This window comes from Acrocarpospora catenulata (assembly GCF_018476525.1).
Lineage (GTDB): Bacteria > Actinomycetota > Actinomycetes > Streptosporangiales > Streptosporangiaceae > Acrocarpospora > Acrocarpospora catenulata.
The window spans coordinates 30,487-55,807 of the sequence record NZ_JAHCST010000052.1 but is presented as its reverse complement, the minus strand read 5'-3'; the positions used below and the strand labels follow the sequence as shown (position 1 = coordinate 55,807).

17 protein-coding genes and 1 riboswitch are annotated in these 25,321 nt (G+C 73.1%); of the genes, 12 read left to right on the top strand and 5 right to left on the bottom strand.

Features of this window, described 5'->3' with window-relative positions:
* Positions 1-5: 5 nt before the first annotated feature.
* Positions 6-938, bottom strand: coding sequence for an ABC transporter substrate-binding protein (locus KIP79_RS35360; protein WP_214109331.1), 933 nt, complete (start codon positions 936-938; stop codon positions 6-8).
* 67 nt (positions 939-1,005) lie between these two features.
* A riboswitch (cobalamin riboswitch) is annotated at positions 1,006-1,117 on the bottom strand.
* Between the two features lie 59 nt (positions 1,118-1,176).
* Between KIP79_RS35360 and KIP79_RS35355 the strand changes: the two genes are divergently transcribed.
* The 4 genes from KIP79_RS35355 to KIP79_RS35340 all read left to right on the top strand — a co-directional run bounded on the left by KIP79_RS35355 (position 1,177) and on the right by KIP79_RS35340 (position 3,661).
* Positions 1,177-1,347 (top strand): hypothetical protein, encoded by a 171-nt coding sequence (locus tag KIP79_RS35355; protein ID WP_214109330.1) that lies wholly within the window; start codon positions 1,177-1,179, stop codon positions 1,345-1,347.
* A complete protein-coding gene (locus KIP79_RS35350) occupies positions 1,344-1,655 on the top strand; it encodes a sensor histidine kinase (protein ID WP_214109329.1) in 312 nt (103 codons plus the stop codon). Before KIP79_RS35355 ends, KIP79_RS35350 begins: the two co-directional genes overlap by 4 nt.
* Positions 1,646-2,293, top strand: a complete 648-nt coding sequence (locus KIP79_RS35345) for a response regulator (RefSeq protein WP_214109328.1) — start codon at positions 1,646-1,648, stop codon at positions 2,291-2,293. The genes KIP79_RS35350 and KIP79_RS35345 overlap by 10 nt, the downstream gene beginning before the upstream one ends.
* A 117-nt stretch (positions 2,294-2,410) precedes the next feature.
* Complete coding sequence (locus tag KIP79_RS35340; RefSeq protein ID WP_214109327.1) at positions 2,411-3,661, top strand: acyltransferase family protein; 1,251 nt, start codon at positions 2,411-2,413, stop codon at positions 3,659-3,661.
* Here KIP79_RS35340 and KIP79_RS35335 read toward each other — a convergent pair.
* The gene (locus KIP79_RS35335) at positions 3,627-4,499 is read right to left on the bottom strand and encodes a Gfo/Idh/MocA family protein (protein ID WP_214109326.1); all 873 of its coding nucleotides are present in this window, start codon (positions 4,497-4,499) and stop codon (positions 3,627-3,629) included. The two genes, KIP79_RS35340 and KIP79_RS35335, sit on opposite strands and share 35 nt — an antisense overlap.
* Before the next feature lie 103 nt (positions 4,500-4,602).
* Here KIP79_RS35335 and KIP79_RS35330 point away from each other — a divergent pair, with 103 nt between their 5' ends.
* The gene (locus tag KIP79_RS35330; RefSeq protein ID WP_214109325.1) at positions 4,603-5,220 is read left to right on the top strand and encodes a histidine phosphatase family protein; all 618 of its coding nucleotides are present in this window, start codon (positions 4,603-4,605) and stop codon (positions 5,218-5,220) included.
* A gap of 10 nt (positions 5,221-5,230) precedes the next feature.
* Here the strand turns inward: KIP79_RS35330 and KIP79_RS35325 are convergent, their stop codons facing one another.
* The 3 genes from KIP79_RS35325 to KIP79_RS35315 form a co-directional block, all read right to left on the bottom strand.
* Positions 5,231-5,500 (bottom strand): hypothetical protein, encoded by a 270-nt coding sequence (locus KIP79_RS35325; protein ID WP_214109324.1) that lies wholly within the window; start codon positions 5,498-5,500, stop codon positions 5,231-5,233.
* Between the two features lie 126 nt (positions 5,501-5,626).
* Positions 5,627-5,860 (bottom strand): DUF397 domain-containing protein, encoded by a 234-nt coding sequence (locus KIP79_RS35320; RefSeq protein ID WP_214109323.1) that lies wholly within the window; start codon positions 5,858-5,860, stop codon positions 5,627-5,629.
* Positions 5,847-6,728: a Sco1979 family transcriptional regulator gene (locus tag KIP79_RS35315; protein WP_504742648.1), complete on the bottom strand. Its 882-nt coding sequence runs from the start codon at positions 6,726-6,728 to the stop codon at positions 5,847-5,849. The genes KIP79_RS35320 and KIP79_RS35315 overlap by 14 nt, the downstream gene beginning before the upstream one ends.
* 155 nt (positions 6,729-6,883) lie before the next feature.
* On the opposite strand from KIP79_RS35315, the gene KIP79_RS35310 reads away from it, so the two are divergent.
* From KIP79_RS35310 to KIP79_RS35280, 7 genes are all read left to right on the top strand, one after another.
* Entirely contained in the window at positions 6,884-7,390 is a 507-nt protein-coding gene (locus KIP79_RS35310) for an ATP-binding protein (protein ID WP_250214353.1), read from the top strand.
* 328 nt (positions 7,391-7,718) lie between these two features.
* Positions 7,719-10,097, top strand: a complete 2,379-nt coding sequence (locus KIP79_RS35305; protein ID WP_214109322.1) for a helicase-associated domain-containing protein — start codon at positions 7,719-7,721, stop codon at positions 10,095-10,097.
* A 246-nt stretch (positions 10,098-10,343) separates the two neighbouring features.
* The gene (locus KIP79_RS35300) at positions 10,344-11,834 is read left to right on the top strand and encodes a class I adenylate-forming enzyme family protein (protein WP_308170053.1); all 1,491 of its coding nucleotides are present in this window, start codon (positions 10,344-10,346) and stop codon (positions 11,832-11,834) included.
* Positions 11,835-11,872: 38 nt separating this feature from the next.
* Positions 11,873-18,076 carry a non-ribosomal peptide synthetase gene (locus KIP79_RS35295; protein WP_214109320.1) on the top strand — a complete coding sequence of 2,068 codons (6,204 nt, stop codon included), beginning with the start codon at positions 11,873-11,875 and terminating at the stop codon, positions 18,074-18,076.
* Positions 18,073-23,670 carry a non-ribosomal peptide synthetase/MFS transporter gene (locus KIP79_RS35290; protein ID WP_214109319.1) on the top strand — a complete coding sequence of 1,866 codons (5,598 nt, stop codon included), beginning with the start codon at positions 18,073-18,075 and terminating at the stop codon, positions 23,668-23,670. Before KIP79_RS35295 ends, KIP79_RS35290 begins: the two co-directional genes overlap by 4 nt.
* Positions 23,667-23,948 carry an acyl carrier protein gene (locus tag KIP79_RS35285; RefSeq protein WP_214109318.1) on the top strand — a complete coding sequence of 94 codons (282 nt, stop codon included), beginning with the start codon at positions 23,667-23,669 and terminating at the stop codon, positions 23,946-23,948. Before KIP79_RS35290 ends, KIP79_RS35285 begins: the two co-directional genes overlap by 4 nt.
* Positions 23,945-25,318: a condensation domain-containing protein gene (locus tag KIP79_RS35280; RefSeq protein WP_214109317.1), complete on the top strand. Its 1,374-nt coding sequence runs from the start codon at positions 23,945-23,947 to the stop codon at positions 25,316-25,318. The genes KIP79_RS35285 and KIP79_RS35280 overlap by 4 nt, the downstream gene beginning before the upstream one ends.
* Positions 25,319-25,321: the final 3 nt, after the last annotated feature.

The window sequence follows — 25,321 nt, the reverse complement described above, 5'->3', positions numbered from 1 at the left end:
CGCGCTCAGGCCGCCGTGTCCTGAACGGCGTCGCTGATCGCCTTGGCCAGGTCCACGATCCTCGGCCCCCAGCGGGAGGCCATCGCGTCGTCCAGTTCGACGACCCGGCCCTTCTTGACCGCGCTCAGCCCGCCCCAGCCGGGGCGCTTGGCCACGGTCTTCGCGTTCTCCCCGCAGCACTTGGTGTCGGCCAGGAAGATCAGGTCGGGGTCGGCCTTGGCCACGAACTCGGCGGACAGCTTGGGGTAGCCGCCGGCCGCGTCAGGCGCGGCGTCGGCGATGTTCTCCAGGCCGAACAGCGCGTAGATCTGGCCGATGAAGGTGGTGGAGGTCGCCGCGTACGGGGTGGCGTCCAGCTCGTGGTAGTAGGTGAGGCCCTTGCCCTGCGGGGCCGCCGCCACGAGCTGCTCCAGCTCGTTCTTCATCTTGGTGACCAGCTCGGTGGCCTGCTGGGCGTTGCCGGTGGCCACCCCCAGGTCGTTGATCTCGTCGTAGGCGGCGTCGAAGGTGGTGGGGGCGGGTTCCAGCAGCACGGGCACGCCCACCTTGGACAGGCCGTCCAGCACGCCTTCCAGGTCGTTGGCGAGCACCACCAGGTCGGGCTTCTGGGCGACGATCGCCTCGACGTTGGGCTTGAAGCCCGACAGCTCCGACTTGGGCGCCTCCGCCGGGTAGTCGGACTGGTCGTCCACGGCCACCACCTGGGGCCCGGCGCCGATGGCGAAGAGCGTCTCGGTGGCGGTCGGGGAGAGCGAGATGATGCGGGTCGGCCGCTCGGCGATGGTGACCGAGCCGTTCCCTGCGTTGACGGTCACCGGGAACGCGCCGGCGGCTGCCGGCGCCGACCCCGCCGGGGTGGGCTCGGGGGCGGCGCTCTGGCCGCATCCGGGCAGGACGAGAAGGGCCAGCACCAAGCCGGCCGAGGCGAGTCGCCTCACAAGAGCCTCCAGGGTCGCCTGGGACAAGGGACCCGGCACATGACGGATCACCCTTTCCACGAGGGTTGACGGCGTCGCGCGTCGAGCAGGCGACCTGGCTCACCCGAGAACGGGAATGACAGTTGCGGGACAGCGCCGGACTCACACCGGACTTCGCTACTCGAAGCGCATCGACCGGTCACATTACCAACCTTTTGCCAACGGCTTTCGGGCGGCCCTGCTGAGTAGGGTGGTCGGCGTGCGGGGGCTCAAAGGTCGGATCAGGCAGGCCGCCAGGGCCACCTGGCGGCTGGTGCTCAGCCTGCCGCCGGCCCTGCTCTGCCTGTTCGGCCTGGTGGTCCGATCCTGGCCGACCGCGGCCTGCCGGGGGCGGTGGCGGCGCTGGCCGCCCGCTGCCCGGTCCCGGTGACGGCCTCCGTGGACGGGGTGGGCCGGCTGCCCGCGGCGGTCGAGGCGGCGGCCTACTTCGTGGTGGCGGAGACGCTCACCAACGTGGCCAGGCACAGCGGGGCCACCAGCGCCTCGGTGCACGTGCACGGGGACGAGACGGCGCTCACCCTCACCGTGACCGACGACGGCCGGGGCGGCGCCGACGAGTCCGCCGGCAGCGGCCTGGCCGGCATCCGCCGCCGGGTGGCCGCCTTCGACGGCGTACTCAGCCTGACCAGCCCGCCCGGCGGCCCGACCGTCCTGACCGTGGAGCTCCCGTGCGCGTAGTCATCGTCGAGGACAACGTGTTGCTGGCCGAGGGCCTGGCACTGCTGCTGCGCACCGAGGGCCACCAGGTGGTGGCCACCGTGGACACCGCCGAGGGCTTCCTGACCGCGGTGGCCGAGCACCGGCCCGACATCGCCGTGGTCGACATCCGGCTGCCGCCCACCTACCGGGACGAGGGCGTGCGGGCCGCCGTCGAGGTCCGCCGCCGCCACCCGCGCCAGCCGATCCTGGTCCTGTCCCAGTACGTCGAGCAGACCTACGCCGCCGAACTGCTGGCCGAGGGCGGCGGCGGCATCGGCTACCTGCTCAAGGACCGGGTGAGCCGGGTCTCGGAGTTCGTGGACGCGCTGCGCCGGGTGGCCGGCGGCGGCACCGCGATGGACCCCGAGGTGATCTCCCAGCTGCTCACCCGGCGGCGAGCCGGGCACCCGGTGGACGCGCTCTCCCCACGCGAGCGCGAGGTGCTCGGGCTGATGGCGGAGGGCCGGTCCAACGGGGACATCGCCGGGCTGCTCACGGTGACCGAGCGGGCGGTGCACAAGCACGTCGGGAACATCTTCGTGAAGCTGGGCCTGCCGCCGAGTGACAGCGGGCATCGACGGGTGCTCGCGGTGCTGAGCTACCTGCAGAAGGTGTAGCGGGCTACACCATCGGGGTTCCCTCCGCCCCACGATCAAGATGGGGTGCGCCCCGCCGCGCCGAGGGCCTGCTGCGCGGGACGCTGAGGGGGTCGGCCCCCAGCGAAGGAATCCCTGATGTCCCTCACCCTGCTTCCCCCGGCCACGCGGCCGGTCGCCCCCGTGCCCCGCGACCGTTTCATCGACGTGCTCCGCGTTTTCGGCATGGTGCTGGTGGTCGTGCAGCACTGGACCATGCCGGTGCTCGCCTACGCCGACGGCCGGATCACCACCGGCAACGCGCTGGCCGCGATTCCGCTGGTCACCTGGGTGAGCCAGGTCATGCCGCTGGTCTTCTTCGCCGGGGGCGCGGCCAACGCGATCAGTTTCCGGAAGTCCCCCGACGGGTGGGTGGGCCGCCGGTTGGCGCGGCTGGCCTGGCCGGTGGTGCCGCTGGCGCTGGTCTGGGTGCCGGTGCCGTACCTGCTGGTGGCGCTGGGGGTGCCGGAGCAGCCGGTGCAGGTCGGGGCGCGGCTGGCCGGGCAGTTGCTCTGGTTCCTGGCCGTGTATCTGCTGGCGGTGGTGGCCACGCCGTACCTGATCCGGGCCAGGGCCGGGGTGGTGCTGCCCGTGCTGGGCGGGGGCGCGGTGGCGGCGGACGCCGTACGGTTCGCCGGGTTCGAGGGGGCCGGGTACCTCAACGTGGTGTTCGTCTGGCTGGCCGTGCACCAGATCGGGTTCCGGTACGCAGAAGGCCGCCTGGCGTGGCTGTCCGGGCGGCGCGCGTGGGCGCTGGCGGGGGCGGGGTTCGGCCTGGTGGCGGCGGTGGTCGCGGCGGGGCCGTACCCGGTGAGCATGATCGGGATGCCGGGGGCGGTGTCCAACATGGCCCCGCCGAGCGCCGTCCTGCTGGCCCTGTTCGCCGGGCAGCTCGGCCTGGCCATGGCGCTGCGCCCGGCGCTGGACCGGCTGGTCGCCCGGCCGCGCCCTGCTGCGCTGCTGGCCGCGCTGGCGCCCCGGATGATGACGATCTACCTCTGGCACATGCCTGCGCTGCTCGCCGTGGCCGGGGTGAGCGTGGTCGGCCTCGGCCGGCGGACCCCGGAGTTCGGGTCGGCCGCCTGGCTGGCGCTCACCCCGCTCTGGCTGGCCTGCCTGGCCGCGGTGCTGGCCGCGCTGGTCCGCCTGTTCGGCCGGTACGAGGAGCCGCGCGGCACCTGCGACGGGCTGGTGCCCGTCCGGGTGGCGCTGGTCGGCGCGGCGCTCACGGTGCTGACCGTCACGGGCTTCCAGCCCGGCCCGCTGCCGGTGCTGGCCGCCGCCGCCCTGGCGCTGGCCCTGGTGCCCGGCCCGGTCAGGAGACCAGCTGCCGCTCGGCCTCGTCGATGACGCGCTGGAGCCGCAGGCCGTGCGCCGCGTCCAGCTCGTGGCCGCCCCCGGCCCGCACGGTCTCCGCGAAGGAGGCCACCAGGCGGGCGAACACGCCGTCGCCCAGCTCGCTGCCGACCAGGGAGGCGCTGCCCTCCCGGCCGTACACGTCGATCCGGGAGGGCGGCAGCTCGCCGGTGGCGGCCATGCTCAGCGACGCCTCGCTGACCGCGCCGGTCTCGTGCTCCAGCAGCAGGCCTGCCCAGCCCAGCGGGTGCCCGTGCGCGCGCACCGAGGCCACCGGGCCGAGCGCGGCGTCCAGCAGGTCGATCATGTGCGGGCCGAGGTCCAGGATGGCGCCGCGCTCCAGCCGCCAGGGGGTGGCGAACGGCCCGCCGCACAGGGCGCCGGAGATGTTGGAGGCGTAGCCGCCGAACGGGCGCAGGGCGCGGGCCTGCGCCAGGAAGGCGGTGGTCGCCGGGGAGTAGCGGAAGGTGAGGGCCAGCTGGCTGGGCACCCCGGCCTCGCCCACCGCGTCGGCCAGCCGCCGCGCCCCCGCCAGGTCGGCCGCCAGCGGCTTCTCCAGCAGCAGCGCCTTGCCCGCCTTGGCGGCGGACACGCCCAGCTCGGCCTGCACCCCCGGGGGAACACAGAAGGCGACCGCTTCGCAGACCTCGTAGAGCTCCTCCAGCCGGTCGAAGGCGGGCACCCCGTGCTTGCCGCCCAGCTCGGCCGCGGCGGCCGGGCGGCGGGCCCAGACGCCCGCCAGCCGGGTGTGCGGACCGGCCGCCAGCGCCGGCGCGTGCACCATGTCGGCCCAGGGCCCCGCACCCACCAGTCCCACCGTTACCGGTTCCACCTGACGGCTCCCTTCCGCTGATATCCCCGAGCGAGACTAACCGCCGAAGGATCATCGTGGGCGCCGGGGTAGTTTGACAACGGCCGGGGATGATGGGAGTGCGATGGAACTCATACTGCTGCGGCACGGCGAGACCGAGTGGAGCAGGGCGGGGCGGCACACGGGGCGCACCGACCTGCCGCTGACCGAGCACGGCGAGGAGGAGGCCCGGCGCGTCGCGTCCGTGGTCAAGGAGCACCACTTCGCGATGGCGCTGGTGAGCCCGGCCCGCCGGGCCCGCCGTACGGCCGAGTTGGCCGGGGTGGAGTCCTACGAGGTCGATCCCGACCTGTGGGAGTGGGACTACGGCGGCTATGAGGGCCTCACCACCGCCCAGATCCGGGAGACCCTGCCGGGCTGGTACATCTGGCGGGACGGGGTGGTGCCCGGCGATGCGGGCCATCCCGGGGAGAGCGTGGAGCACGTGGGGCTGCGCGCGGACCGGGCGATCGCCCGTGCCCTGGCGATGATGCGGACCGACGGGGAGCCCGGGCCGACCGGGCGGTGCGCCGTGCTGCTCATCGCGCACGGCCACTATCTGCGGGTGCTCTCCGCCCGCTGGCTGGGCCTGCAGGCCGACCATGGGCGGTTCCTGCGGTTGGACACCGGCACCTATTCGGTGCTCGGCTTCGAGCACGGCGAGCGGGTCATCCTGCGCTGGAACGTGCCCGCCGAGCGTTGAGCTGACTGAGTTAGCCGACGGGTGCGGGCTGCGGCCCCCGGCCGGTCAGCCACTCCAGGACCTTGCGGTGCCCCCTGCGGGCGTCCTCGAAGTGGCCCCACCGCCAGTAGCGCGGCTGGTCCCGCACCCCGGTGACCCAGGTCCGATAGGCCACCGGGCGCGGCTGCCCGTCGACCGGCTCCGCGGCCGACGCCACACCGTAGGTTCGGATCACGACGCGTCCTCCGGGGGCGAACAGGACGTCGTCCGCCACCGGGTACAGGGTCATCTGGTCCAGCATCACAAGCCCCCTCTTGCCCACGACCGGGATTGACCGTCTGGGATTGACTGGGACTTACTCTGCCGGATCAGTGTTACACCACCCGTCCCGGACCGTTACGCGCGTGCGCTCCGTGTTAAGACGGCGTTACACGAGGAGCGTGTCAAACTCGCCGTCCTTGACGCCCAGCACCAGCGCACGGATCTCGTCGCGGGTGTAGATCAGGGCGGGACCCTCGGGAAACCGTGAGTTCCTGACGGCAACGCCGCCGTCGGGAAGCTCGGCCAGTTCGACGCAGTTACCGGTCGAGTTGCTGTAGAGGCTCTTCCGCCAAAGGACACCCTCAAGGTCATTTGCGGGCATGCCGTTATATGTCTGCATACATGTTCTCTCTGAGAAGATCCTCGAGCAGATCCCGGGTGCCGCCCGGCGTGGTGCTCTCCACGCACAGCTGCTCCATGGCCGTGAGGTAGGGATCAACATCCTCACGTTTGTCCAGGTATAGAGCACCCCAGAGTTGCTCGACGTAGACCACGTCCGACAAGTCGGACTCCGGAAAGCGCAGGATCGTGAACGCCCCGCCTTCGGCAGCGTGCATCCCGAAGCGGAACGGCATCACCTGCAGCGTGATGTTGGGCAGCCTGGCCACCTCGAGCAGATGCTCGATCTGCTCGTGCATGATCTTCGGCCCCCCGATGGGCCGGCGGAGCGCCGCCTCGTCGATAACCGCCCACAGTCGCGGCCCGTCCTTCTGCTTGAGCCGTTCCTGTCGCTGCATGCGCAGATGCACGCGCTGATCGATCGCGTCATCCGAGGCGTCCGGATATCCGAGTTGCACGACGGCCCGCGTGTACGCGGCGGTCTGCAGCAGGCCTGGCACGAACTGCACCTCGTAGGTGCGGATCACGCTGGCCGCCTCCTCCAGTCCCACGTACGTCACGAACCAGTTCGGCAGGACCTCACCGAACTTGTGCCACCACCCCGGCGTGTTGGCCTCCCGGACCATCTCCAGGAGGGCACGTCGATCGGCGTCGTCCAGAACGCCGTACAGCGTGAGCAGATCCTCGACATCACGTGTCTTGAAGCCGACCCGACCGAGTTCCATGCGGCTGATCTTGGACTCGGAGGCGCGGATGTGGAATCCGGCCTCTTCCCGGGTGAGATCCCGCTCCTCACGCAGCCTCCGCAGGCTGGCGCCGAGCATGATGCGCCGAACAGTGGAGCCGGATCCCGGCGGATCGATGGACACGTGTCATTCCTCCGGTAAGTGGACTGACTCACAGTCTGTCAAAGATCGCCCCCTTCATCCCAGGGTCGTTTAGAAGTAACCGTAGCGCGTGCCGGGGCCATATGCACGTGCATTCGCTATTGCATGTGCACGGGAGCTTGCACCATCATGATCCCGTGCACTCCACCCTCCAGTGGTCCACCCATGACTGGTGGCCTCCCGTGGGTTGGTGGCCCGAGCCCGCGAGGGATCTGCTCACCGCCCGGCCCGCCCAGAACGCCGCGTGCACGGCCAGTGCCACCTTCCTGCTACCCCCACGCGCGGATTCCGTGCATTCTGCCCGCAGTTTCGCCATCGGCACACTGGCCGGCTGGGGCCTCGCCGAACTCGGCGAGAGCATGGAGCTGGTGGTCTCCGAACTCGCCACCAACGCGCTCCGGCACGGCCTGGCCCTGGGCGCGCCCCGCCGCCGGGAGCTGATCGGGCTCTCCATGATCCGCCGGGGGCCGCTGGTGACGTGCGGGCTCACCGACCCCGGCTCGGCCGCACCGGTGCTCCGCGACCCCTCCCCCTTCGAACCGGGTGGCCTCGGGCTGCACATCGTGGAGTCGCTCAGCGTGCGCTGGGGCTGGTGCCCGCTCACTCCGGGCGGCAAGACCGTCTGGGCGGTGCTCGCCGCCTGATCCACAGCTTCGTCGGCCGGGGGGTGCCTCCGTGCGGCCCGGACCGCACGGGGGCATCCTCCGGCCGATGACGTTTCCGGGGCGCTTCGGAGCCGCGAGGCGATCAATTGCGACGGGTGTGACGTATGGGAATCCGCTGACCGGAAATCCCGGCCGTATATCCGGGATTTCCTTCCGATCGCGTTCCGGTGTGCTGAGGTGGAGTCGAGCACGCTGCGGCTGCGGAGCGGGAGAACAGGAGAATGACCTTTTCGGAGCGAACTGCGCAGAATATCTTGATCTCGCGTGCGTCACCACCGCGGCTTCCCGATGGCCTGAGAGATCTGTGATGGACGATCACCTAATCGCCTGGCTGACAACTCTCGACGAAGATCGACTCGCCCGCGTCCTGGCCAACCGCCCGGACGCCATCGCCGCGCCCTGGCCCCGCCGGCTGGACGCGCTCGCCCACCGCCTGGGCAACACCTTCGCCGTCATGGAGGTCATGCGCGGCCTGCCGCTGCCGCCGCTGGAGCTCCTGCAGGCCTGCCTGGTCATCGGCGGCCGCCCGACCGAGGACGAGCTGGCCCGCTTCCTCGGGGTGAGCACCTCCGAGGTGCTGCCCTGGCTGGAGCGCCTGTACGACTGCGCGCTGGCCTGGCCCGGCCTGGACGGCCGCATCCACCTGGCCGAGGCGGTGGCCCGCTGGTGGACGGCGCCCTGCGGCCTCGGCGAGCCGCTCGCCACCTACCTCGACTCCTGGATGCTGAACACCGAGGGCCTGCGCCGCATCTGCCGCACCCTGGGGCTGGCCCCGCAGGGCGGCAAGCGCCAGATGGTGGCCCGGGCGACCGCCCTGCTCAGCGACCCCGAGCGGCTGACCGAGCTGATCGAGGACGCGCCGGACGGCACGGTCGGCGTCCTCGACGACTTCGCCTGGGACGGCCCGGTCCGCAGTGTGGACGGCAACCGCTTCCTGAACCCGGGCACCCCCGAGAAGTGGGCCGCCGACCGGGGACTGCTCTTCCGCACCCAGTGGGATGTGGCCGAGATGCCCCGCGAGGTGGCGCTGGCGCTGCGCGGTCCCGAGTACCACGGGCCGTTCACCCCGTACCCGCCGGATCTGGCCACCATCGAGGTGGACGCCGGCGCGGTCGACTACGCCATGTGCCTGGCCGCTCCGCACGTGCTCGACCGGGCCACCGCGCTGCTGGAGAACACCGACAAGACGCCGCTGCCGCTGCTGAAGAACGGCGGGGTCGGGGTGCGCGAGGTGCGCCGGGTGGCCAAGGAGACCGGCTGCTCGGAGGAGGAGACCCGGCTGCTGCTGGAGGTGGCCGCGGTCGCCCGGCTGGTGGCGCTGGACGAGGGCGCCGGGGGCCTGGTGCCCACCGACCGGTTCGACGCCTGGCGGCTTGAGGACGCCCCGGCCCGGCTGCGTACGCTGCTGGCGGCCTGGTGGCGGATGGAGCGCTCGTCGCTGCGCCGGGCCGAGGGCCGCTACCCGGCGGTGCTCGGCGACGATCCGGCCGGGGAGACCATCGCCCGGATCCGGTGGGCGGTGCTCGGCGCGCTCACCGAGGTGCCGGAGGGGCAGGCCTTCGCCACCCTCCAGGAGCTGGTGCAGTCGGTGCACTGGCGGGCGCCGCTGCTGGACCGGGAGCTGCTGGCCGAGTGCGCGGCCGGCATCCTGGAGGAGGCCCGGCTGCTCGGTCTGGCCGCCTACGACTCCCTCACCGACCTGGGCCGCGCGCTGGCCGCTCTCGGCTCGGGGGCAGGGGCGGAGAGCGACGAGACCGTACCCGAGGTGGAGTACGACCCGGTGCTGGCCGAGCGCTCCACCCGGGCCCTGGCCAGCGCGCAGCGCACCGCGCTGTTCGGCGCCGACCTGACCGCCGTGGTGACCGGCCCTCCGGCCGCCGAGCTGGCCTCGCTGCTCGACCGGGTGGCCGACCGGGAGTCCAAGGGCGCTGCCTCGGTCTGGCGGTTCAGCCCGGCCAGCGTGCGGCGGGCGCTGGACGCCGGGGCCGGCGCGGAGGCGCTGCTGGACCAGCTGGCCCAGGTGGGCACCCTGCCGCAGCCGCTGACCTACCTGATCAGGGACGTCGCGCGCCGGCACGGCGAGGTCACGGTGACCACGGTCGGCTGCATCATCCAGGGCAACGATCCCGCCCTGCTGGCCGAGATCGCCGCGCACCGGCGGCTGGCCAAGCTGGGGCTGCGGCTGCTGGCCTCCTCGGTGCTGGCCAGCGCGGCCACCGCCGAGCGCACCCTGGCGGCGCTGCGCGAGGCCGGGTACGCCCCGGTCCCGGTCAACGACACCGGCGAGATCGAGATCCGGCGGGAGCCGCAGAGCGGGCGGCTGATCCTGCTGCCCGGCGGCCGGGTGGCCCAACTGGACCCGATGCCGCCGCTGACCGAGCCGCCGCCGGATCCGCACGAGCACGCCAAGCGGCTGATCACCAGCCGGGAGGAGGCCCGGCAGAACGGGCAGACCTGGGCGCTGATCGGGCGGCTGGCGACCCGGCTGCCGACCGCGGAGCAGTCGCTGCTCGGGTTCGTGGTGGATCGCGGGGTACGGGCGCTGATCACGCTCTCCGACGGGGTGACCGCGACGGTCAGCCATGGGGAGCTGCACAGCGGCGTGCTGGACGCCTGGTGTGAGGAGGCCGGGGATTACCTGGAGTTCCCGTTAAACGAGATCGCCTCGGTGACGGCCTCTTCCTGATCCCTGGAGTCCCCCGCGGGCGCTACAGGTCGATCACGGGTCCAGCCATGCCTCGACGGCCCGAAAGTTTTCTGATCACACTTCCAAAGTTTCTCTGTTCCTTCGTGGCCCGGTTGCCTATCCTGCCCTATACGAGACGTTCCGGGGTGCTCCAAATCAGAGCAACCTGGCCTTTCCGTGCCCACGGCACAGAGCGCGGAGGCCGAAACGTTGGTCTCGCGTCCCGAAATATTTCGGAGTGATGTGGTGGGTGTTGATCTGTGGCTCCCCCTTCCTGACCTGCTCGCGGGCCGTGCGAGGGAGCAGTCCGACAGTCCGGCCATCGTGGTGGCCGACGTGGGGGAGATCTCGTTCGGCGACTGGGACAGGCGCGCCAACGCGACCGCGCACGCGCTGATCGAGCGCGGGCTGTCACCCGGCGACCGGGTCGGACTCCTGTTCGGCGAGCGTGACTGGATCGACTACGCCGTCGCCTGGTGCGCCGTCCTGCGCGCGGGCTGCGTGGCCGTGCCGCTGTCGGATCGGCTGGCGCCCGCCGAGGTGCGGCACGCGCTGCTGGACTGCTCCGTGGCCGCGGTCCTGCACGGTGCCGACGCGGCCCCGCCCGAGGTGGGTGGCTGGCGGTCCACCCTGGCCGAGTTGGGCCCGGGTGACGACAACCCCGTCCGGCGCAGGATCACCCCCGAGCGGCTCGCGCAGATCATCTACACCTCCGGCACGACCGGCCGGGCCAAGGGCGTGGGCGCCACCCACGCCAACCTCGCCTACGGGACCGCCGCCAATCCGCGGCGCAAACTCTCGCATTCGCGGCATTTCCTGCACGCCTTCCCCATCGGGACCAACGCCGGCCAGACGATGCTGGTGAACGCGCTGGACTCCCGCCCGGCCGCGTTGACCCTGCCGCTCTTCACGCCGGGCCGCTTCGCCCGGCTCATCGTGACCTACCGGGTAGGGACGGTCTTCCTGGTGCCCGCGATGGCCATCCAGCTGCTCAACGCGGAGGTCCACGAGCGGTACGACCTGTCGAGCGTACGGCTGCTCGGCTCCACCGCGGCCAGCCTGCCACCGGCCGTCGCCGCGGGCATGGCGAAGGCGTTCCCGAAGGCGACGATCGTCAACTACTACACCTCGACCGAGGCCGCCCCCGCGCAGACCGTGATGGTCGTTGATCCGGCCAGGCCCACCTCCGTCGGACGCCCGACGGCCGGAGGCGACCTCAGGATCGTCACGGCCGGCGGCGGGTCCGCCGCGACCGGCGAGACGGGCGAGGTGTGGCTCCGCTCCCCCGCGGGCACCCGCGCGTACTACGGCGACCGGCGGTTGACCGACCACATCTTCAGGGACGGCTGGGTGCGCATGGGCGACCTCGGCTACCTCGACCGGGACGGCTACCTGTACCTGGTCGACCGGGAGAGCGACGTCATCAAGTCGGGCGCGCACAAGGTGTCCACGCTCCAGGTGGAGGCCGCGCTGTACGAGCATCCCGCGGTGGCCGAGGCGGCGGTGGTCGGCCTGCCCCATCCGGTGCTCGGCCGGGTCACCGGCGCCGCCGTCGTCGCGCGCCACCCGGTCACCGCCACCGACCTGCGGACCTTCCTGCTGGACCGGCTCGCGGGACACGAGATGCCGAGCCGGCTGCTGTTGGTCCCAGAACTGCCCAAGAACCACCTCGGGAAAGTGGTGAAGCAGCGCCTGCTCGACCTGCTCGATCAGGCCGACTCATCCCCGGCGCCCTGATCCCGGCGGCCTCCGCGTACGGAACAGAGAGAACGCACATGACCCACCTGCAGGAAAGCATCGCGGCTTCCTTCGCCCAGCAGGGCATCTGGATCAGCGAGCGGCTGGGCGCCGGCGCGGCGTACCACATGCCGCTCGCCCTGTGGTTCGACGGCGACCTCGACGTGCCCGCGCTGCTGGCGGCGTGCGACGGCGTGGTGGCCAGGCACCCGGTGCTCGCCGCCACCGTCGCGGAGGACGGCGACGGGCTCCACTTAGCCGAGGCGGCCGCGCCGCCGGTCACCGTCGCCGACCTGCCCGACCCCACGCCGCGGGCCCTCGACCGGCTCGTCGCCGAGGAGACCGCCCGCCCCTTCGATCTGGAGAAGGGGCCGCTGGCCAGGTTCGTCCTGGTGCCGGCGGGCTGGCGACGGCACCTGTTGCTGTTCGTCGCCCACCATCTCGTCTTCGACGGCATGTCCAAGGACATCCTGGTCCGCGACCTGGCCCGGTACTACGCCGAGCGGACCGACCCCCGGGAGCCGTTGTCCTTCGCCGACGCCGCCCGCGCCGAGCGGGAGCGGGTGCGGGCCGCGCTGCCCGCCGCGCGCGAGTTCTGGGCGGGACGCCGGACCGAGCCCGCCGAGCTCGTGCTACCGGGACAGCGGCGCACGGCCGGGCGGTACGGCCCCGGTGCGCAGGTCGGCGGCGGCGTGGACGCCGAGCTGGGCCGCGCCGCCGCCGAGGTGGCGGAGGCGGCCGGCGCGACGACCTTCGAGACGCTGCTCGCCGCCGTGCAGGCGCTGCTTTTCCGGTACGGCGGGGAGCACCCGACCGTCATGATCGACGTGACCACGCGCGCACCCGCGACCCGCGATCACATCGGCCCGTTCGTCAACGAGCTGCCCGCCGTGGCGCGGCCGGAGCCCGGGCAGCGCTTCCACGAGTTCGTCCGGGCCGTCCGGAGCGACCTGCGCGACCTGTACGCCTACCGGGAAGTGCCGTTCGCCCGCGCGCTCGGCAGCGGACCGCGCGCCGCCGTGGCCCCCGTGTCGATCAGCTACCGCAGGCGGGGCGCCGAGCCGGAGTTCCCCGGTCTCGGCCTGTCCGTGGACTGGACGATGTTCGGCGGGGGCGTGCGGAACGCCCTGCACCTGCAGTTCGTGGACGGCCCCGACGGTCTCGCCACCTGCCTGCGGTTCAACCCCGCCGCCCTCGACCTGGCCACCGTCGAGAGCTTCCGCGACGGCCTGCGCGCGCTGCTCCGCCACGCCGCCGCCGACCCCGGCGTACGCCTGGCCGAGCTGGACGTCGTCTCCCCGGCCGAGCGGACGCGCTCGCTGGTCGAGTGGAACGCCACCACGGTGGCCTACCCCGAGGACGCGACGCTGCCCGGCCTGTTCGCGGAACAGGTGCGGGCCCGTCCGGGCGCGGTCGCCGTGACCTGCGAGTGCCGTTCACTCACTTACGCCGAACTGGACGCGGCGGCCGACCGGCTGGCCCGGCGGCTGCGGCGGGCCGGAGTGCGCCGCGGCGACGTGGTCGCGGTGCTCCTGCCGCGATCGGAGAACCTGCCGGTCGCCCTGCTCGCGGTGCATAAGGCCGGCGCCGCGTACCTGCCGCTGGATCCGGACCATCCGGTGGAACGCCTCAACATGATCATGTCGGACGCCCGGCCACGGCTGCTGCTCTCGGACACGCCCTGTGACCTGCCGGGACCGGTTCTCCTCCTGGGAGAGGTGGAGCCCGACCTGCCGCTGGAAGAGGTGGATCCGGCGGCCCCGGAGGAACTCGCCTACGTGATCTACACCTCGGGCTCCACCGGCCGCCCGAAGGGCGTCGAAGTCGAGCACCGCAACCTGGCCAACCTGCTGCTCTCGATGCGCGACCGGCTCGGCTCGGAGCCTGGGGACAGCTGGCTCGCCCTCACCTCGCCCGCGTTCGACATCAGCGCCCTGGAGCTCTTCCTGCCGCTGGTCACCGGCGGCAGGGTGGTCGTCGCCCCGCACGGCGCGGTGCGCCGCCCCGAGGCGCTGGCCCGGCTGGTCGCCGAGCAGGGCGTCGGCTACGTGCAGGCCACCCCGTCGGTGTGGCGGCTGCTGCTGCCGGGCGGCATCGCCGGGGCGACCGCGCTGACCGGCGGGGAGGCGTTGCCGGCCCGGCTCGCGGGCGAACTGCGGTCCCGGTTCGACCGGGTCGTCAACGTGTACGGCCCGACCGAGACGACCATCTGGAGCACCCTCGGCGAGCCGGCGGAGACCGTCACCATCGGCCGCCCGATCGCCAACACCCAGGTGTATCTGCTCGACGCGGCGCTGCGCCCGGTGCCCGTCGGCGTGGCCGGTGAACTGTGCGTCGGCGGGGCAGGGGTGGCCCGCGGCTACCGGGACAGACCGGCCCGCACGGCCGAGCGGTTCGTGCCCGACCCGTTCGGGCCGCCGGGGGCGCGGCTGTACCGGACCGGCGACCTGGCCCGCCACCGCCCGGACGGCGAGCTGGAGTTCCTCGGCCGCCAGGACGGCCAGGTCAAGCTGCTCGGCCACCGGATCGAACTCGGCGAGATCGAGTCCCGGCTGCTCGACCACCCCGAGGTCGCCGAGGCGGCCGTGGTGGTCACCGGAGCCGAGGAGGCCCGCCTGGTCGCCTACCTCGTGCCGGTCCCCGGCGCGGATCCCGAGCCCGGCGCGCTCACCGCCCACCTGTCCAGGACCCTGCCCCGGCCGATGCTGCCCGGCGCGTACGTCACGCTCGACGCCCTCCCGCTGAACCCCGTCGGCAAACTCGACCGCGCGGCCCTGCCGGAACCGGCTGCCGCCCCCGCCCCTCCCTCGGCGACCGGCGACGCCGGACTCACCGGGGAGCTCCGGCTGATCTGGCGGGAGGTCCTGGAACTCGAGGAGTTCGGCGACGACGACGATCTGTTCGACCTCGGCGGGGACTCGCTCACCATCACCCAGATCACCGCGCGGATCAGGGAACGCCTGGGCTTCGAGGTGTCTCTGGACGCCGTCTTCGACAACCCCACCCTCGCCGGGGTCGCCCGGGAGATCACCGGCCTGAGCCCTTCGGCGGCCGGGCCGGAAGGCGTACGGCCCCGACCGGCCGGAGTGAACCCGCCGCTGTCGCCCGCGCAGCAGCGGCTGTGGTTCCTCCAGCGCTTCGATCCCGAGGACGCCTCCTACAACATGTACCTGGTGCTGCGGTTACGCGGCCCGCTGAACAAGGGCGCGCTCGACGCCGCCCTGACCGCCGTGGTGGCCCGGCACGAGAGCCTGCGGACCTCCTTCGCCGACGGCGCCGAGGGCGAACCGGTGATGGTCATCCACCCGGCGGGACCGGTTCCCGTCGAACGGCTCGACCTCACCGCGTACGCCGACGCCGAGGAGCGGGCGCGGCGCCTGGTCGCCGCGCGGACCAACGCGCCGTTCGACCTGGCCGGGTCGCCGCCGCTGCGGGTCAGCCTGCTCGCGCTCGGCCCGGACGAGCACGTGCTCTGCTTCGTGCTGCACCACATCATCGCCGACGGCTGGTCCCTCGGCGTCCTGCTGGACGACCTGTTCGCCCTCTACGAGGCGGGGGTCGCGGGCCGCCCGGCCATCCTGCCCGCGCTGCCGGTCCAGTACGGCGACGTCGCGCTGTGGCAGCGGGAACGCGAGTCGGGCCAGGACGCCGACCAGGCGCTGGACTACTGGCGGCGCCGCCTCGCCGAACCGCCCGTGCCGGAGCTGCCCGCCGACCTGCCCAGGGGGCCACGGCCCGAGGGGGCCTTCCACCCGTTCCCCATCCCCGAGCGGGTCGTCGCCCGGCTGGAACGGCTGGCGCAGGAGCACGGCGCGTCCCTGTTCATGGTGCTGGTCGCCGCGTACCAGGTGCTGCTGGCCAGGCACAGCGGGCAGGAGGACATCCTGGTCGGCACGCCGTGGGCGGTCCGCGACCGGGTCGAGCTGGAACCGGTCGTCGGCTACCTCACCGACACCCTGGTGCTGCGCGGCGACCTCACCGGGGATCCGGCCTTCGCCGACCTGCTGGACGCCACCCGCCGCAGCGTGCTGGAGGCGCACGCGCACCGCACCGTCCCGTTCGAGCGGCTGGTCGGGCAGTTGGGCGTGCCCAGGGACGTCCAGCACAACCCGCTGCTGTCGACCATGGTGATCCTGCACAGCCAGGCCGGGGACGGCGAGCCGCCCGAGCGGGTCGGCGATCTGGCGGTGGAGCTGTTCGACGGCGGTTACCGGCAGGCCAAGTTCGATCTGGCCCTGGAGACCTGGCGCAAGGACGACGGCCTGCTGGCCGTGCTCGGCTACGACGCCACGCTGTTCCACGCCGCGACCGTCGAGGCCCTCGCCGACCGGTTCGCCGCGCTGCTGAGCGGCATCGCCGAGGCTCCCGCCACCCGTGTCTCCCGCCTGCCGATGCTGACCCCCGCCGACGAGGCGGCCCTGGCGGCGTGGCGTACGCCCGAGGCTTCCCTTGAGGTCATAGAGACGGTCCCCGCGCTGCTGGCCGGGGCGGCGGCCATGGCTCCCGACGCCACGGCGCTGGTCTGCGGCGACGAGCGGGTGACCTACGGGGAACTGGACACCAGGGCGGCGCGGCTGGCCACTGTGCTGCGGGGGCACGGGGTCGGGTCCGGCGCGGTCGTCGGCGTCTGTCTCGGTCGCTCGGTCGAGGCGGTGGTCGCGCTGCTGGCCGTGTGGCGGGCCGGGGCCGCGTATCTGCCGCTCGATCCGGATTATCCGGACGAACGCCTCGCCTTCCTGATCGCCGACAGCGGTGCCCGCCTGGTCGTGGCCGACCAGTCCCACGCCCAGCGGCTGCCGTCGGGGACTCCTCTTCTCACCACCCCGGTCGAGCCGGGCGAGAGTGATGACGGCGTCGCGTGGCCCGCGCCCGGCGACCCGGCGTACGTGATCTACACCTCCGGCTCGACGGGCCGTCCCAAGGGGGTGCTGGTCGAGCATGGCACCCTGGCCGGGCGGGTGCGCTGGATGCGGGAGGCGTACGGCATCGGCCCTGCGGACAGGGTCGTCCAGTTCGCCTCGCTCAGCTTCGACACCCACGCCGAGGAGCTGTACCCGGCGCTGACGGCCGGGGCGGCGGTGCTGCTGCTGCCCGAGGGGGCCGCGACCCTGCCGGACGTGCTCCGCGCACCCGCCGGTCGGCAGGTCACCGTGCTCGACCTGCCGACCGCCTACTGGCACCGGCTCACCGAGTCGCTCGATGACCTGACCTGGCCGGAGCGGCTGCGACTGGTGATCATCGGCGGCGAGCAGGCGCACGCCGCCGCCGTGGCCCGCTGGCGGGACCGCTTCGGCGACCGGATACCGCTGGTCAACACCTATGGCCCGACGGAGGCGACCATCATCGCCACGGCCGCCACACTCGGCGCGGCGGACACTGGCCGCCGACCGGCCATCGGACGGCCCATCGGCGGCGCGACCGCGCACATCCTCGGCCCGTACGGCGAGCCGGTGCCCCCCGGCATCCCCGGCGAGCTGTGCCTGGGCGGGGCCGGGCTGGCCCGCGGCTACCTCGGCAGCCCGGCGCTGACCGCGCAGCGGTTCATCCCCGACCCGGACGGCCCGCCGGGCTCCCGGCTCTACCGGACCGGTGACCGGGTACGTCGACGGTCCGACGGGACGCTCGAATTCCTGGGCCGCCTGGACGGTCAGGTCAAGGTGCGCGGCTTCCGGGTCGAACCGGGAGAGGTAGAAGCGGCCCTGCTGGCCGACCCCCGGGTGCGCCAGGCGGTGGTGACCGCCGACGGCGACCGGCTGGTGGCGTACCTGACAGGCACCGCCGACCCGGACGACCTGCGTCGGCGCCTGTCGGCCACCCTGCCGCCGCACCTGGTGCCCACGGCCTGGGTGCCGTTGGAGGCCCTGCCGCTCACCATCACCGGCAAGGTGGACCTGGCGGCGCTGCCCGCGCCCGACCCCGTGCCCGCCGCCGAGTTCGTCCACCCCCGCACCGACGCGGAGACGCTGGTCGCCGGAGTCTGGACCGACGTGCTCGGCCTCGACCCGGGAAGCGTCGGCGCGCTCGACGACTTCTTCGCCCTCGGCGGCCACTCGCTGCTCGCCACCCGGGTGGCGGCGCTGCTGCGCAACGCGCTCGACGTGGAGGTGCCGATCCGCACGGTGTTCGACCGGCCGACCGTCGCCGGACTGGCCGACGCGGTGGAGGGCCTGCTGATCGAGCAGCTCTCCGGTCTCTCCGAGACGGAGGCGGCGCACCTGCTGGACACGGAGGTGCTCCGTTGAGCGGCACGCGCGCCGGGGAGCTGTCGGTCACCAAGCAGGAGTTGCTGGCGCGACGGCTGCGCCAGGCCGCGGCGGCGGCGCCCAAGCGCACCATCCCGGCGCGCCCCGCCGGGGACCCGCTCCCGCTGTCGCACGCCCAGGAACGGCTGTGGTTCCTGGAGCAGTTCGCGCCGGGCACCACCCAGCTCACCATCCCGATCCGGCTCCGGCTGCGCGGACCGGTGGACCCCGAGGTCCTGGCCGCCGCGCTCGCCGCCGTCGCCGCGGGCCACGACGCGCTGCGCACCCGCTACCCCGCGACCTGGGACGGCCACCCGGAGGCGGTGACCGACGAGGCCGCCACCCTGCCGCTGACTATGCGCGAAGCGCCGGACGAGGCCGCCGCCAAGGCGCTGGCCGAGGAGTTCCTCTCGGTGCCGTTCGACCTGGTCGCCGGTCCGGTGGCGCGGGCGCTGCTGGTCAGGCTGGCCGGCGACGACCATGTGCTGGTGATCGCCGTTCACCACATCGCCGCCGACGGCTGGTCGGCCGACCTGCTGGTCGCCGAGGTCTTCGCCCGCTATGCCGGCGAGGTCCCGGCCCCGCCCGAGGTGGGGTACGGCGACTACGCGGCCTGGCAGCGCGGCCTGGAGCCGCCCCGGCGTGACCTGGAGTTCTGGCGGGAGCGGCTGGCCGGGCTCGAACCGCTCGACCTGCCGACCGACCGGCCGCGTCCGCCCGAGCGCACCTACACCGGGGCCGCCTGCGCGATGGCGCTCGATCCCGCGTTGGCCGGGGCGCTGGCCCTGCTTGGCCGCGCGCACGGGGCCACGCCGTACATGACGGCGCTGGCCGGGCTGGCCGCCCTGCTCGGCAGGTACGCGGGCGGCACCGACGTGGCGGTGGGCTCCCCGGTGGCGGGACGGCGGCTGCCGGAGCTGGACGGGGTGATCGGCTGCTTCGTGAACATGCTCACGATGCGGGTGGACCTGTCGGGCGACCCGACCTTCGCCGAGCTGCTCGACCGGGTCAGGAACGTCGCCGTGGACGCCTTCGCCCACCAGGACCTGCCGTTCGAGCAGCTGGTCGCCGAACTCGACCTGCCCCGCGACGTGTCGCGGTCACCGCTGTTCGGCGTCCTGCTCGCCATGCAGAACTACCGCCCCGGCGCGGTCCGCCCGCCCGCCGGGCTGACCGTTTCCGACTTCCCGCTCGACTCCTGGGCCACCCGTTACGACCTGGAGCTCTACCTCGCCGACGACGCCGAGGGCGGCCTGTCGGGACTGTTCGTCTACAACACCGACCTGTTCGAGGCCGCCACGGTCGAGCGGCTGGCCGGGCACCTGCGCACCCTGCTGGCGCGGGTGGCCGACCGGCCCGACCTGCCGCTCTCGCGGATCGACCTGCTCACCGGGGACGAGCGGCGCCTGGTCGTCGACGCCTGGAACGACACCGCCAGGGAGTTCCCCGGCGAGGCGACGCTGCACGGCCCGATCGAGGTGCGGGCGGCGGCCACGCCCGACGCGGTCGCGGTCCGGTTCGAAGGGCGCTCGCTGTCGTACGGGGAACTGGACGCCGCCGCGACCCGGGTCGCGCACACGCTGCGGGGCCTCGGAGTGGGCCCGGGTTCGGTGGTCGCGGTCTGCGCCGAACGTTCGCTGGAGCTGCTGCCCGGCCTGCTCGGCGTGCTCAAGGCGGGGGCGGCGTACCTGCCGATCGACCCCGACTACCCGGCCGACCGGGTGTCGTTCATGCTGGCGGACGCCGCTCCGGCCGTACTCCTCACCCAGCGCGGAATCCGGCCCACGCTCCCGGCCACCGGCGCGGTCACCCTCGACCTGGATGACCAGGACGCCTGGCCGGGCGGCGAGGGCCCGCTTCCGGACGTGCGCCCCGGCGACGTCGCCTACGTCATCTACACCTCGGGCTCCACGGGCCGGCCCAAGGGCGTGCCCAACACCCACGGCGGCATCGCCAACCGGCTCGACTGGATGCAGGACCGGTTCCGCCTCGACGCCGCCGACGTGGTGGCGCAGAAGACCCCGCTCAGCTTCGACGTGTCGGTGTGGGAGCTGTTCTGGCCGCTGCGCCAGGGGGCCCGTCTGGTGCTCGCCACCCCCGGCGGACACAAGGACACGGCCTACCTGCGCAAGCTCATCGTCACCGAGGGCGTGACCACCGTCCACTTCGTGCCCTCCATGCTGGGCGTGTTCCTCGGCGAGGAAGGCGCGGCGGGCTGCGGCTCGGTGCGCATGGTGATCTGCTCGGGTGAGGAGCTGCCGGTCGACCTGGCCCGCCGCTGCCTGACCGCGCTGCCCGCGGCCGAACTGCACAACCTGTACGGCCCGACCGAGGCGGCCGTGGACGTGTCCGCCTGGCGCTGCCGGGCCGACGCGCTCGCCAACCGGTCCAGAGTGCCGATCGGCACGCCCATCGCCAACACCGCCCTGTACGTCCTCAGCGAGACCATGGCCCCTGCCCCGATCGGGGTGCCCGGTGAGCTGTACATCGGCGGCGCCGGTCTCGCCCGGGGCTACCTGAACCGGCCCGCGCTCACCGCCGAGCGCTTCGTCCCCGACCCGTTCGGGCCGCCGGGTTCGCGGCTCTACCGCACCGGCGACCTGGCCCGGCGCCTCCCCGACGGGACGCTGGAGTTCCTCGGCCGCCTCGACACCCAGGTCAAGCTGCGCGGCCTGCGGATCGAGCTCGGCGAGATCGAGGCGGCGCTGCGCGCGCTGCCCGCCGTACGGGACGCCGCCGTGATCGTCCGTGCCGACCGTCTGGTCGCCTATCTCGTCACGGACGACGCCGACCACGCCGCCGTACGGGCCGAGCTGAAGAAGACCCTGCCCGACTACATGGTGCCGAACGGCTACGTCAGCCTGCCCGCCCTGCCGCTCAGCCCCAACGGCAAGCTGGACCGCCGGGCGCTGCCCGCGCCGGTGGCCGGACGCGACGCCGGGGTCGAGTTCGCCGCTCCGGAGACCGGCACCGAGCTGGCGCTCGCCGAGATCTGGCGCGAACTGCTCGGCATCGAGGTCATCGGGATCGACGACGACTTCTTCGACCTCGGCGGGCACTCGCTGCTCGCCGTCCAGGCCGTGGCTCGGCTGCGGGCCAGGGCCGGTGGCCAGGTCAGCGTGATGGACGTGTTCAAGCACCCCACCATCCGGGAGATCGCGGCCCTCGCCGACACGCCCGCCGACCGGCGCGGGCCCCGCGCGCTGCTGCACCGCCTGACCACCCCCGGCAGCAGCACACCGGTGGTCAGCTACGTGTGCGTGCCGTACGGGGGCGGCAGCGCGGTCGTCTACCAGCCCCTCGCCGACGCCCTGCCGGACGGGCACGCGCTCTGGGCGGTGGCGATTCCCGGCCACGACCTGGGGGTCCTGGAAGACAAGCTGCCGTTCGACGAACTCGCCGCCACCTGCGCCCGCGAGATCCTGGACAAGGTCGAAGGACCCGTCGTCCTGTACGGGCACTGCGGTGTCGGCTCGGCCCTGACCGTCGAGCTCGCGCGGCGGCTGGAGGCGGCCGGGCGCGAGCTCGTCGCGGTCTACATCGGGGGGATCTTCCCGTTCGCCCGGCCGCGTGGGGCGCTGATGTCGCGGGTCTCGCGACTCGCCGAGGCGGAGTGGCTCCGCGGGGACCAGCGGTACGTCAACTGGCTGATCTCGATGGGGCTGGAGCTGGGCGAGATCGACCCCGCGCACGCGCGGCAGATCGTGCGGAACATGCGCCGTGACTCGCGGGAGGCCGAGGAGTACTACACCCGGTTGCTGGCGGCGGGGGTCGACCGGCTGCGCGCTCCGGTGATCAGCGTGGTGGGGACCGAGGATCCGGCGACCGACTACTACCAGGAACGCTTCCGCGAGTGGCACTTCCTGACCTCGACGACGGGCGTCGTGGTGCTCGACGAGGCCGGCCACTTCTTCCTGAAATATCGGGCGGAGGAACTGGCGGAGATCGTCACCACCACCCACCGGGAGTTGGACCGGGACCTCGGCCTGGACCTCGACCTGGCGCCGGACCGGGACGGGGACCGCGGCCTGGGCCTTGACCGGGCGCTGGATCGGGACGGGGGGGACGGGGATTGGAGCCCGGACCTCGACTTGGCACCGGACCGGGGCCTGGACCTGCGGGGGGCGGAGGGCACCTGGTGGCTGCACGGCGCGTCCCGTTCCGCCAGCACCGACAGCCCGGTGACGCCCGGCGGTGTGCGGCCCAGCATCGCGCGGTTCCTGGCCGTCGCGCTCAGCCAGCTGGTGTCCATCACCGGGTCGGCGCTGACCGAGTTCGCCGTGCCCCTCTGGGTCTACACCACGACCGGGTCGGTGGCGAAGTTCGCGCTGCTGGCCGTCGTCGGCCTGGTGCCGGGCCTGCTGACCGCGCCCATCGCCGGGGCCGTCATCGACCGGGTCAGCCGGCGCCGGGTCATGCTGGCCAGTGACGCGGCCGCGTTCTCGATCCAGCTCGCCTTCGGCGTCCTGCTGTGGACGGGAAACCTGACCGTGGACCTGATCTACCCGCTGCTGGCCTGCCTGTCGGTCGCCCTCACCTTCCAGCGACTCGCGTACGTATCGGCGGTGCCCCAGTTGGTGCCCAAGCACTACCTCGGGCACGCGGTCGGGATCGTGCAGCTGGGCACCGGCACGGCGCAGCTCCTGGTGCCGATCTTCGCCGTCGGCCTGATGGCCGGGCTCGGACTCGGCGGCGTCCTGCTCCTCGACATCGCCGGTTACGCCGTCGCGATCATCGTGCTCCTGGCGGTGCGGTTCCCGGCCACGATGCCCTGGCGGCGCCGGGAGTCGATCAAGGCGGAGATCCTGGGCGGGCTCCGCTACTCCCTCGGCCACCGCGGCTTCGTGGCGATGCTGCTGTTCTTCGTGGTGCTGAACGTGTTCCTCTCGCCGCTCCTGCTGATGTTCTCGCCGCTGGTGCTGGCCTTCGCCGGGCTGGCCGACGTGGGGCGGATCGCCTTCCTGGCCGGGGTCGGCACGTTCGCCGGGGCGCTCATCATGATCGTCTGGGGCGGTCCGCGCCGCCTGCGGCTGCGCGGGGTGCTGCTGTGCACGCTGGTCCTCGGCTGCTTCAGCCTGCTCACCGGCGTACGCGCGGACCTGACCGTGATCGCGGTCGGCGTGTGCGGCATGACGCTCTGGATCACCCTGCTCAACGGCATCTACACGACCATCGTCCAGGTCAAGGTCCCGCAGCGGTTCCACGGCCGGGTGTTCGCCATGAACACGCTCATCGCGTGGTCCACGCTGCCCATCGGGTTCGGCCTGGTCGCACCGTACGCCGCCGCGGTGCTCGACCCGCTGCTCCTCGACGGCGGCGCGCTGGCCCCCACCCTCGGCACCCTCATCGGCACCGGCCCCGGCCGCGGCATCGGGCTCATGTACGTGCTCTTCGGCCTGGTCATCGCGCTGATCGCGCTGATCGCGATGCGCGTACCCGCGCTGGCCCGCTTCGACCAGGAGGTCCCCGACGCCATCGCCGACGACCTGGTCGGCGTCCAGGCGCTGCGGCGCGCCGCTCCCACCCGCACACCGAAACGACGGAGGCATGACATGCACCAGGTGGTCGTCGACGACCGGGACGGCGCGGCATGACGGCCGGGACGGACCCGATCAGGGCACGGCTGGCCGACATGATCGTCGAGGCGTCCGGCCGGGAACTCCGCGCCGAGGACGTGCTCGCGGGTGACCACCCGCTCTCCGCGCTCGGCCTCACCTCGCTGGCCAGGATCAGCCTCATCGACGCCGTCGAGGACGCCTTCGACTGCCAGATCGACCTCGGCGGCCCGCTGGCGTCCTTCGAGTACCTCGACGTCCTCGCCACCCACCTCGCACGCCTGGGCGCCGGGGATCCGGCGGGACCGCCGCGGTGAGCGCGGGCACGGCGCGGGTGCCGTTCCACGGGGCGCGGGACGGCGAGGCGGCGCTGACCTGGGGCCAGCGGCTGATGTGGCGGGCCGTGCACCTGATGGGGGACAGCCAGACCTTCCTCAACTGCCCTTGGGTGCTCGCCGTCTACGGCAGGCGCGACCTCACCACCGTGCTGGCCGCGCTCCGCGTACTGCTCGAACGCCACGAGAGCCTGCGCACCACCTTCACCGCCACGCCGGACGGCCCGGTGCAACGGGTGACGCGCGACGGGGAACTGACCGTCCACCTGGTCGAGGCCGGCCCGGAGCGCGGACTCCAGGTGGCCGAGCGCCTCGCCGCGGAGATGAGCCGCACCGCCTTCGCGCACGGCGAGGACCTGCCGCTGCGTTGCGCCGTCGTCCTCAAGGGCGGGCGTCCGATGGCGCTCGCGTTCTGCTTCTCCCACCTGGCGGTGGACTACCAGGCGCTGAGCCTGCTGGCCGAGGAGTGGAGGGCGCTGCTCAAGGGCGAGGACCTGCCGCCGGCCGGCTGGCAGCCGATGGACCAGGCGGCCCTGGAACGGGAGGAATCCTGGCAGGCCCGTTCCGGCAGGTCCATCGAGCACTGGCGCTCGGTTCTCGAAGAGGTCCCCCTGGACGTCTTCGACCACGCTCCCCGCGAGCCGGAGGACCCGCGGTTCATCGAGGTCGGCATGGAGTCGGTCGCGCTCGCCGCCGCGGCGGAGAGACTGGCAGAACGCTGGACCGTCAGCACCACCAGCATCCTGATCGCCTCCTGCGCGACCGTGCTGGCCGTGGTGAGCGGGCGCCCGAGGGCGGTCATGCAGCTCGTCCACAGCAACCGCCGCGACGCCCGTACCCGCACCATGGTCGGCACCGTCGGGCAGGACGGCCTGCTCGTGCTCGACCTCCCGGCCACGGACTTCGCCGCCGCCTGCCGGGACGCGCACCGTGCCGCCCTGCAGGCCTACCGGAACGCGCACTACGACCCGTTCGCGATGCAGTCCATGCGCGAGGAGATCGGCCGCCGCCGAGGCCGCGAACCCGACCTGGACGCCTTCTTCAACGACCGCCGGGGCATCGGCGACTGGCCCTCCCTGCCCCGGTTCGCACCCGGCCAGGACCTGTCCGTCCTCACCGGGAAGACCCGCACGTACGTCACGAACGCCTGGCCGGGGGTCCGCTTCAAGGCGTTCTTCACCGTGGGCACTGCCACCGACACCGGTCAGCTCAGCCTCATCATCGACACCGCCTACCTGACGCGGGACACCGCGACCACGTTGCTCCTCGCCATCGAGACCATCCTGGTCCGCAGCCTCACCGAGGAGGTTCCGATGGCCGAGATCCCGCGGCTGTGCCTGCAGCCTTCGTAAGGC

Bases quoted from the DNA above. Each gene is read 5' to 3' on its own strand.
- KIP79_RS35340 (WP_214109327.1), top strand. From the start codon at position 2,411: ATGTCCCTCACCCTGCTTCCCCCGGCCACGCGGCCGGTCGCCCCCGTG.
- KIP79_RS35330 (WP_214109325.1), top strand. From the start codon at position 4,603: ATGGAACTCATACTGCTGCGGCACGGCGAGACCGAGTGGAGCAGGGCG.
- KIP79_RS35325 (WP_214109324.1), bottom strand. From the start codon at position 5,500: ATGCTGGACCAGATGACCCTGTACCCGGTGGCGGACGACGTCCTGTTC.
- KIP79_RS35320 (WP_214109323.1), bottom strand. From the start codon at position 5,860: ATGCAGACATATAACGGCATGCCCGCAAATGACCTTGAGGGTGTCCTT.
- KIP79_RS35305 (WP_214109322.1), top strand. From the start codon at position 7,719: ATGGACGATCACCTAATCGCCTGGCTGACAACTCTCGACGAAGATCGA.
- KIP79_RS35295 (WP_214109320.1), top strand. From the start codon at position 11,873: ATGACCCACCTGCAGGAAAGCATCGCGGCTTCCTTCGCCCAGCAGGGC.
- KIP79_RS35285 (WP_214109318.1), top strand. From the start codon at position 23,667: ATGACGGCCGGGACGGACCCGATCAGGGCACGGCTGGCCGACATGATC.